The sequence below is a fragment of the Kitasatospora sp. NPDC004531 genome (assembly GCF_053602195.1).
This window is the reverse complement of record NZ_JBSGDD010000153.1, coordinates 1-8,903: the sequence shown is the minus strand read 5'-3', so window position 1 is coordinate 8,903 and position 8,903 is coordinate 1. Positions and strand designations below refer to the sequence as shown.

General features: G+C 74.1%; 8 protein-coding genes. All 8 read right to left on the bottom strand.

The genetic code is table 11. From position 1 onward, the window contains the following. Nucleotides 1–59 precede the first annotated feature (59 nt). Nucleotides 60–1,760 carry a hypothetical protein gene (locus ACWEMJ_RS32780; RefSeq protein ID WP_452140786.1) on the bottom strand — a complete coding sequence of 567 codons (1,701 nt, stop codon included), beginning with the start codon at nucleotides 1,758–1,760 and terminating at the stop codon, nucleotides 60–62. Between the two features lie 231 nt (nucleotides 1,761–1,991). After that, on the bottom strand, nucleotides 1,992–2,690 hold the full coding sequence (locus tag ACWEMJ_RS32775) for a hypothetical protein (RefSeq protein WP_452140785.1): 699 nt from the start codon (nucleotides 2,688–2,690) through the stop codon (nucleotides 1,992–1,994). 129 nt (nucleotides 2,691–2,819) lie between these two features. Further along, a complete protein-coding gene (locus tag ACWEMJ_RS32770; RefSeq protein WP_035863765.1) occupies nucleotides 2,820–3,614 on the bottom strand; it encodes a type III pantothenate kinase in 795 nt (264 codons plus the stop codon). Between the two features lie 23 nt (nucleotides 3,615–3,637). After that, entirely contained in the window at nucleotides 3,638–4,609 is a 972-nt protein-coding gene (gene nadC / locus ACWEMJ_RS32765; RefSeq protein ID WP_452140784.1) for a carboxylating nicotinate-nucleotide diphosphorylase, read from the bottom strand. 85 nt (nucleotides 4,610–4,694) lie between these two features. Next, nucleotides 4,695–6,308: an L-aspartate oxidase gene (locus ACWEMJ_RS32760; protein WP_452140783.1), complete on the bottom strand. Its 1,614-nt coding sequence runs from the start codon at nucleotides 6,306–6,308 to the stop codon at nucleotides 4,695–4,697. 16 nt (nucleotides 6,309–6,324) lie between these two features. After that, nucleotides 6,325–6,771, bottom strand: a complete 447-nt coding sequence (gene panD, locus ACWEMJ_RS32755; protein ID WP_452140782.1) for an aspartate 1-decarboxylase — start codon at nucleotides 6,769–6,771, stop codon at nucleotides 6,325–6,327. Between the two features lie 48 nt (nucleotides 6,772–6,819). Further along, on the bottom strand, nucleotides 6,820–7,725 hold the full coding sequence (gene panC / locus ACWEMJ_RS32750; protein ID WP_452140781.1) for a pantoate--beta-alanine ligase: 906 nt from the start codon (nucleotides 7,723–7,725) through the stop codon (nucleotides 6,820–6,822). Continuing rightward, the gene (locus ACWEMJ_RS32745) at nucleotides 7,725–8,639 is read right to left on the bottom strand and encodes a Rossmann-like and DUF2520 domain-containing protein (RefSeq protein WP_452140780.1); all 915 of its coding nucleotides are present in this window, start codon (nucleotides 8,637–8,639) and stop codon (nucleotides 7,725–7,727) included. The genes panC and ACWEMJ_RS32745 overlap by 1 nt, the downstream gene beginning before the upstream one ends. Nucleotides 8,640–8,903 lie beyond the last annotated feature (264 nt).

Genomic DNA, 8,903 nt, shown 5'->3' with positions numbered 1-8,903 from the left:
ATTCCGATCGGGCCGCCGCCCGGGAGCCCCGGGCCGCCGACCCGGCGGCCCGGGGCGCTTCAGCTGTGCGAGCCGCGGCGGCGGCGGGTCACCACGGCGATCACGGTGCCGCCCAGCACGATCGCGGCCGTGCCCAGGCCGAGCATGGTGCCGGTGCCCTCGCTGCCGGTGGACGCCAGGCCGCCGGCAGGCGTGCTGCCGGTGGGGGCGGGGCCGGTGGTCGGTGGCGTGCCGGCGGTCGGGTTGCCGCTGGTCGAGCCGGAGCCGCCCGGGGTGCCGGTCTGCCCGCCGCCGCCGCCCGGCGGGGTGCTCGGGGTGGCGGTCGAGGTGGCGGAGCCCAGCATCAGCGCGACCACGTTGTCGGCGTTCTCGGCGTCGTACGGCAGCGTCTCGATGGTGTTCTGATGACCGCCCTGCTCGGTGGTCAGCGCGATGACGACCGTCGGACGGGCGGCCGGGTCGGCGACCGCGAGGCGCAGGTCGAAGCTCTCCTCGGCGCCGTTCGGGACCCAGCTGTCCAGATTGCAGACGACCACGTTCGCGCGCTCGGAGTGGGTGCGGCAGGCCTCGGGCAGAGCGCCGGAGACGGTGGCGCCGGGCGTCAGCGTCACCAGGGCGACGCCGGTCGGGTTGCCGCTGCGGTACCAGATCGAGGCGGGGCCGCCGTTGCGGGCCGTGACGGTCAGGACGCCCTTCCTGCCGCCGTCGGTCGGGGTCCAGGCGCCGTGCGCGGAGAAGTCCGCGTGGTTGTCGGCGAGGTACCGGACGATCGCGTGGTCTCCCGTGCCCGGGACGAGGTTCGGCGGGCCGGGCTTCGCGGCGGGGTCCTCCGGCAGGCCGGCGGTGAGCCGCGGGCCGCTGCCGGAGGCGGGGGTGAAGGCGTAGCCGCGCAGCAGGTACTCCAGGCCGACGTTCGCGCCGGGCAGGACCTGGTACTCGATGCCGGTGTGGAAGGCGTCCGTCCCGACGACCGCCTCGATCGGGTCGAGGGTGACCGTCCGGCCGGGCTCGACCGAGGTGTTGACGGTGCACAGCGCCGCGGCGGTGCCGGACAGCGCCTCGCCGGCGGCCCGGTACGTGCCGTACGAGCAGTTCGCGTACTTCTGCGCGAAGCTCAGGCCGGGCGAGAGGGTGGCGGCGACCACCAGCTGGCCGCTTGCCACCGTCCCGTTGTTGGTGACCTTGAGGGACTGCTCGACGGTCGAGCCCGGCTTGCCGGCCTTGACCGGGTCGCGGCCCGTCCCGGGGTCGAACTCCAGCTTCGGGCCGCCCGCGTACACGGTGACGTCGGTGGTGGACGCCGCCTCGCCGGTCCAGGACAGGCCGATCCTCAGGTGCCCGGCCGCGCCCTGCGCCGCGCCCTTCACGGCGGTCAGCGTGGGGTGGAACCGGTTCTGGAAGCCCGGGTCCTGCGCGGAGCCGGACGCCTTGTAGGTGCAGGTGTGGACCTGCCCCTCGGCCGTGCAGGCGGAGCCCGGGCCGGCGTCGGGGACGAAGGTGGCGACGCCGGCCAGCCCGGTCGTGTCGTACGTCATGGTGACGGAGCGCGGGGTGCCGCCGGAGACCCGGTCGGTCGCGGCGACGGCCAGCTGGACGGCGGTGGCGTCGCCGCTGTCGGGCGCGGACGGGAGGGAGACGGCGGACACGACGTCCAGCCGGAGGTCGTCTGCGGCGTGCGCGGGCGCGGAGGCGAGTGCCAGGAGGACGGCGGCCAGTGCTGCGGCGACGGCGGCCGGCCGGGAGGTGCGCGGGTTCCCCACGATGATCCTTCGATCTTTCGGATGCGATCGAGCGAGACCCTAGGGAGGTTTTCGGACAGCGGTGCGGAGTTATTCCGGACAGTTCGGGACGTGGCCGCCGCTATCGCCCGCACCCGTAATCGAATCTTGACTGCCGGTTCTCCGTGGGAGCGCCACCGTGTCGACACATCTCCCCGCCCGGACATGCCGAAGCCCCCTCCGGGGAGGGGGCTCAGGGGAGTTGAGGGTGCGTCAGCCGTCCGTGCCGGTGGCGAGTTCGGGACGATCGGTGTCGGCGGGGGGTTCCGGGTGCGGAGCCGGGCGGGTGCGGCGGCCGAAGAGTTCGGCGGGGGTGGGCATCCGGTGCGGGCGGGGCCGGTCGGCGGGGGGCTGCGGGTGCTGGTCGCTCATCGGGAACCGTCCTCCAACTGGGATGGCGGGGTGGGGTTCGGGCACGGGGCTCGGCACGGCGGCCAGATGTCGCTGCCCGGAGCCGAGGGAGAGTCGCTCGCGGACCTCCGCCTCGGCGAGTGCGTGGCACCGGCCGGCGAGGCGGGAGCGGCGGGCCCGCTCGTGCTGCCCGCAGGGCTGGCGGGACAGGGCGCGCAGGGCGGACAGGTCCTCGGCGGTGGGGAGGTAGCCGTCGGTGACGGCCTCCTCCAGCCGATCCAGGTAGCCGCCCACGCTGCCGGGCAGTGCGGCGCGGTAGCGGCTCAGGTCGGCCAGCAGGAAGGAGCGCAGGCGCCCGCCCTCCTGGACCGCCTCGTCGATCGCCTCGGTGAGCCGAAGCGCGTCCTGGACGTCCTCGGCCCACAGCTCGCCGGCCGCGGTGGGCACCGGGAGCCGGTCGGGCGCGGCCGGGTAGAGGGCTTGGGCGAGGACACGGCGCAGCACCCGGACTTCGTCGGCGCTGAAGGCCATGCCGCCGCGCGATCCGTGTGGCGTTGGCATGGCTCGACAGTACGTGGCGTACGTCCGACTTATGGCGATTGAGGACGTGTTTGTCCCGATTGGCCTATGAGATGGTGCATCTGACGCCCGGTCGCCGCCGGGTGGTGGCCGACCGGGCGTCAGCGGCCGTCAGGCGGTGGCGGGGCGGTTGCGCTCGAAGATCAGGCGCAGGCCGATCAGGGTCAGCCAGGGCTCGTGCACGTCGATCGAGTCGGCCTCGCCGAGGACCAGCGGGGCCAGGCCGCCGGTGGCGATCACCTGGACGTCGTTCGGGTCCTTGGCGAGCTCCTTGGCCATCCGGTTGACCAGGCCGTCCACCTGCCCGGCGAAGCCGTACAGGATGCCCGACTGCATGCCCTCGACGGTGTTCTTGCCGATCACGTTGCGCGGGCGGGCCAGTTCGATCTTGCGGAGCATCGCGGTGCGGCCGCCCAGGGCGTCGACCGAGATCTCGATGCCCGGGGCGATCGCGCCGCCCACGTAGTCGCCGCGCGCGTTGATCGCGTCGAAGGTGGTGGCGGTGCCGAAGTCGACCACGATGCACGGCCCCCCGTACAGGTGGTTCGCCGCCAGCGCGTTGACGATCCGGTCCGCGCCGACCTCCTTCGGGTTGTCCATCAGCACGTGTACGCCGGTCTTCACGCCCGGCTCCACGATCACCGCCGGCACGTCCCCGTAGTACCGGCGGGTCACCTCGCGCAGCTCGTGCAGCACCGCCGGCACCGAGGAACAGATCGCCAGGCCGGCCACCCGGTCGTCCGCCGAGACGATCGGGTGGGCGCCCATCAAACCCTGGAGCAGCACGGCCATTTCGTCGGCGGTGCGGCGCGGGTCGGTGGAGATCCGCCAGTGCTCGACGATCTCCTCGCCGTCGAACAGGCCGAGCGTGGTCTGGGTGTTGCCGACGTCGATGGTGAGGAGCATGGGGCGCTTTCTGCTTGGAAGGGTCAGGAACTGCGGAGGTCCAGGCCGATGTCCAGGATCGGCGAGGAGTGCGTCAGGGCGCCGACGGCCAGGAAGTCGACACCAGTCTCCGCGACCTCGCGCGCCGTGGCCAGGGTCAGGCCGCCGGAAGCCTCCAGCTTGGCCCGGCCGGCGACCAGGGCGACCGCCTCGCGCAGCTGCTCGGTGCTGAAGTTGTCCAGCAGGATCAGGTCCGCGCCGGCCTCCAGGACCGGGGTGATCTGGTCGATGGTGTCCACCTCGACCTCGATCGGCAGCTCCGGGAACGCCTCCCGGACGGCGTTGAAGGCCTCGGCGACGCCGCCGGCCGCGACCACGTGGTTGTCCTTCACCAGCGCCGCGTCCGAGAGCGCCATCCGGTGGTTGGCGCCGCCGCCCGCACGGACCGCGAACTTCTCCAGCGCGCGCAGGCCCGGGGTGGTCTTGCGGGTGTCGCGGACCACCGCGCCGGTGCCCTCCAGGGCGTCCGCCCAGGCGCGGGTGGCGGTGGCGATGCCCGACAGGTGGCACAGCAGGTTCAGCGCCGAACGCTCGGCGGTCAGCAGGTCGCGGGTCCGGCTGCGCACCGAGAGCAGCACCTGGCCGGCCTCGACCGCGGCGCCGTCCTCGACGTGCCGCTCGACCTCGAACTCCTCCTCGCAGACCAGCGAGACGACCGCCTCCGCGACCCGCAGGCCCGCGACGACGCCCGCCTGGCGGGCCGTGAAGTCGGCCGTCGCGACGGCCTCGGCGGGGACGGTCGCCACCGAGGTGACGTCCTCGCCGCCGGCCAGGTCCTCGGACAGGGCCATCATCGCCACGTCCTCGACCTCGACCGGGTCCAGCCCGGCCGCCTCCAGCAGCTCGGCCAGCGCGGGGTCGAGGCCGGTCTCGTACACCTCGCCGTCGCCGCAGGCACAGCCGTCGCCGCAGCCGTCGGACTCGGCGGACAGCAGGGGGAGTTCGTCGTGGGACATGCGTGAGGCTCCAAGTCGGGGTGGTGGTGCCCTGCGGGGACTTCGCGAGGGCGGGACGGTGCAACTGGCCCTCGGGCCAACGGTATTAGCCGCCCAGGGGGTGGACGATGTGGCGGTGCCAGTTGGTGTCGTCGCGGTCGGGGAAGTCCTCGCGCCAGTGGCAGCCGCGGGTCTCCTCGCGGAGCGTCGCGGACGCGGTGAGGGCGGTGGCGACGGTGTGCAGGTTGGTGGCTTCCCAGGTCTCCACCGAGGGGGAGCCGGGGTGCGCCGGGTCGGGCAGGGCCGCCAGGCCCTTCGCGGTGGCGGCCAGCGACTCCGCCGAGCGGATCACGCTCGCGCCGGTGGACATCAGGTGCTGGATCGCGCCGCGGCTCTCCGCAGCCAGCAGCGGCACCGGCGTCGCGGCGTGCGCGGCGTCGGTGTGGACGGTGCGGGCGGGCAGCTTCCCGGCCTCGGCGAGCTCGGCGAGGTCGGCGGCGATCCGCTCGGCGAACACCAGGCCCTCCAGCAGCGAGTTGGAGGCCAGCCGGTTCGCGCCGTGCACGCCGGTGCACGCGACCTCGCCGCAGGCGTACAGGCCCGGGACGGTGGTGCGGCCGTGCAGGTCGGTGCGGATGCCGCCGGAGGCGTAGTGCGCGGCGGGCGCGACCGGTATCGGCTCGGTGACCGGGTCGATGCCGTGGGCGCGGCAGGCGGCCAGGATGGTGGGGAAGCGGTGCTCCCACATCCGGGCCCCGAAGTGCCGCCCGTCCAGGTACATGTGCTCGGTGCCGTGGGCGAGCATCCGGCGGGTGATGGCCTTGGCGACGATGTCGCGCGGGGCGAGTTCGGCGAGTTCGTGCTGGCCGAGCATGAAGCGCACGCCGTCGGCGTCCACCAGGTGCGCGCCCTCGCCGCGGACGGCCTCGGAGACCAGCGGCTGCTGGCCCTGCGCGTCCGCGCCGAGGAACAGCACGGTGGGGTGGAACTGGACGAACTCCAGGTCGGTGACCTCGGCGCCGGCCCGCAGGGCGAGCGCGACGCCGTCGGCGGTGGAGACCGCCGGGTTGGTGGTGACCGAGAAGACCTGGCCCATGCCGCCGGACGCCAGCACCACGGCCCGGGCCAGGATCGCGCCGACGCCGTCCCGCTGGCCCTCGCCCATCACGTGCAGGGTGACGCCGGAGGCGTGGCCGTCGGCGTCGGTGAGCAGGTCCAGGACGAGGGCGTGCTCGATGAGTTCGAGGCCCGGGTCGGCCTCGACGGCGGCGACCAGGGCGCGCTCGATCTCGGCGCCGGTGGCGTCGCCGCCGGCGTGCGCGATCCGGCGGCGGTGGTGGCCGCCCTCGCGGGTGAGGACGATCTCGCCGTCCTCGTCGAGGTCGAACTCGGCGCCCACCTCGATGAGCCGGCGCACCGCGTCCGGGCCCTCGGTGACCAGCGTCCGGACGGCGTCCTCGTCGCACAGCCCGGCACCGGCGACCAGGGTGTCCTGGAGGTGCTGCTCGGGGGTGTCGCCCTCGCCCAGGGCGGCGGCGATGCCGCCCTGGGCCCAGCGGGTGGAGCCGTCGTCGAGCATCGCCTTGGTGACCACCATGGCCCGCAGGCCGGCCTTGCGGACGTTGAGCGCGACGGTGAGTCCGGCCACGCCGGAGCCGACCACGACCACGTCGGTGCTCGTGGTCCAGCCGGGGGCGGGGGCGGTCAGGCGGTGCGACATGGTTTCAGCTGCTCCTTCAGTGCGCGGCGACGGCCGCGCCGTCGGCCCCACCGTACGCGGCGTCGCCGCGCAGCAGACCGCTGCCCTCGGGGGCTTCGGCGGGGTCGCCGCCGAGGCCGCTGATCCGGTTGTGCTCGTCCACGAACACCACCTTCGGCAGGTACGCCTTGGCCTCGGCGGTCTCCATCTGCCCGTAGGCGATCAGGATCACCAGGTCGCCGGGCTGCACGAGGCGAGCGGCGGCGCCGTTGATGCCGATCATGCCGGAGCCGCGCGGGCCCGCGATGGTGTAGGTCTCCAACCGGGCGCCGTTGTTGATGTCGACGATGTGGACCAGCTCGCCGGGGAGCAGGTCCGCGGCGTCGAGCAGGTCCTCGTCGACCGTGACGGACCCGACGTAGTGCAGGTTCGCGTGGGTGACGGTGGCGCGGTGGATCTTGGACTTGAGCATGGTGCGGAGCATGTGGTCACGCCTCTCTGAGTGCATGCCGTGGGCTACAGCCGTATGTGCTTATCGGACGATGATGCTCACGTTGTCGATCAGCCGGGTCGAGCCGACCTTGGCCGCGAGCGCGAGCACCGCCTCGCCCCGGAAGTCGTCCGGCGCCTCCGTGAAGGACATCGGGTCGATCAGGGCGAGGTAGTCGAGGGAGATGCCGTCCGCGCCCTCCAGCACGGCGGCGGCCGCCTCACGGACGGCCTTGGCACCCTGGGCGCCGGCGTCGCGGCCGGCGAACAGGGCACGGGACAGGACGAGGGCCCGGGCGCGCTCGTCGTCGGAGAGGAAGCGGTTGCGCGAGGACAGCGCCAGGCCGTCCTCCTCCCGGACGGTCGGGACGCCGACGATCTCCACGTCGAAGTCCAGGTCGGCGACCATCCGGCGGATGATCGCCAGCTGCTGGGCGTCCTTCTCGCCGAAGACCGCGAAGTCCGGGTCGGTGATGTGCAGCAGCTTCGCGACGACGGTCAGCACGCCGTCGAAGTGGCCGGGGCGGGACGCGCCCTCGAAGCCGTCGCCCATCGGGCCCGCCGAGAGGCGCACCAGCGGCTCGCCGTTCGGGTAGACCTCCTCGACGGTCGGGGCGAACACCACGTCCGCGCCCATCTCCTCGGCGAGCGCGACGTCCGCGTCCAGGGTGCGCGGGTAGCGGTCCAGGTCCTCGCCGGCGCCGAACTGGAGCGGGTTCACGAAGACCGTGACGGCGACCCGGCCGTCCTTGCCGACCTGGCGGCGGGCCTCGCGCACCAGCGCCGCGTGGCCCTGGTGCAGGGCGCCCATGGTCATCACCACGGCGTTGTCCACCGGCTGCTCGTCCGGCCAGAACGCCGCCTCGAACTCGTCCACGGTGCGGGTCAGCACCGCCTTGCGGACCTTCGCGGCCTTCGGGGCCTTCGCCGGGCGCCTGTCGCGTGCCATCAGTGCTTCTCCTCGTTCAGTACGTCCAGCAGCGCTGCCGCCGGTTCGGGCTTCAACGATCCGTTGGCGACCGCCCGTTGCGCGGTCGCCCTCGCCATCGCCCGGTACGCCTGGCCGATGTCCGGGGTCACCGTAGCGAGTCGGTCGAGGTGCTTGCGCACCGTCCCCACGTCACCCCGGGCGACCGGGCCGGTCAGGGCCAGGTCGCCGGAGCGCAGGGCGTTGTCCAGGGCCGCGCCGAGCAGCGGGCCGAGCATCTGGCCGGGCTCCTCGACACCCGCCGTGCGCAGCAGCTCCATCGCCTGCGCGACCAGCGTGACCAGGTGGTTCGCGCCGTGCGCGAGCGCCGTGTGGTACAGCGGCCGGACGTCCTCCGGCACCCAGGACGGCTCGCCGCCCATCTCCACCACCAGCGCCTCGGCGACCGGACGCAGCTCCTCGGGCGCCGTCACACCGAACGGGCAGCCGGCCAGCCGGGCCACGTCCACCGAGGTGCCGGTGAACGTCATCGCCGGGTGCAGCGCCAACGGCAGCGCGCCCTTGCGGGTGGCCGGCTCCAGCACGGCCACGCCGTGGGCGCCCGAGGTGTGGACGAGTATCTGACCCGGGCGGACGGCGTCGGTCGCGGCCAGACCGCTCACCAGATCGGGCAGCGCGTCGTCCGGGACGGTCAGCAGGACGAGATCGGCCGCGGCCATCACCTGCGGGGGCGTCACCAGGCGGACACCCGGCAGCAGGGACTCGGCGCGACGCCGCGAAGCGGCCGAGACGCCGGACGCGGCCACCACGCGGTGCCCGGCCAGCTGCAGGGCCGCACCCAGGGCAGGACCGACCCGGCCGGCCCCGACCACGCCGACAGCGAGCCGGGCCGGGCGGTTACCGGGGTCGGAGGGGTCTCCGAAGTCGTGCAGCACTCTTCCGTTCCAGTCCTCGGCGGGTACCAGACGTACCGCTCAATGGTACGGGGCCGCTGCGCCCACCCACCCACCCGTGGCCCGCCAGCGAAGGGCGGAGGCGCGGCCGGGATGGGGGCGGGTGGTGCGGGGCCTGCGAAGAGCGGAGGCGCGGCCGGGTGCGGGGTGCGGTTTTGCTGCGCCCACCCGCCCGCCCGAGCACCCGCCAGCGAAGGGGGGTCGGGGGGAGGGGGGGGTGGTGGGGGACGGGGGGGGCCGGCCGGC

What these genes read in the sequence shown, in the direction of transcription:
- ACWEMJ_RS32775 (WP_452140785.1), bottom strand. Translation starts at nt 2,690, where the DNA reads ATGCCAACGCCACACGGATCGCGCGGCGGCATGGCCTTCAGCGCCGAC.
- ACWEMJ_RS32770 (WP_035863765.1), bottom strand. Translation starts at nt 3,614, where the DNA reads ATGCTCCTCACCATCGACGTCGGCAACACCCAGACCACGCTCGGCCTG.
- nadC (WP_452140784.1), bottom strand. Translation starts at nt 4,609, where the DNA reads ATGTCCCACGACGAACTCCCCCTGCTGTCCGCCGAGTCCGACGGCTGC.
- ACWEMJ_RS32760 (WP_452140783.1), bottom strand. Translation starts at nt 6,308, where the DNA reads ATGTCGCACCGCCTGACCGCCCCCGCCCCCGGCTGGACCACGAGCACC.
- panD (WP_452140782.1), bottom strand. Translation starts at nt 6,771, where the DNA reads ATGCTCCGCACCATGCTCAAGTCCAAGATCCACCGCGCCACCGTCACC.
- panC (WP_452140781.1), bottom strand. Translation starts at nt 7,725, where the DNA reads ATGGCACGCGACAGGCGCCCGGCGAAGGCCCCGAAGGCCGCGAAGGTC.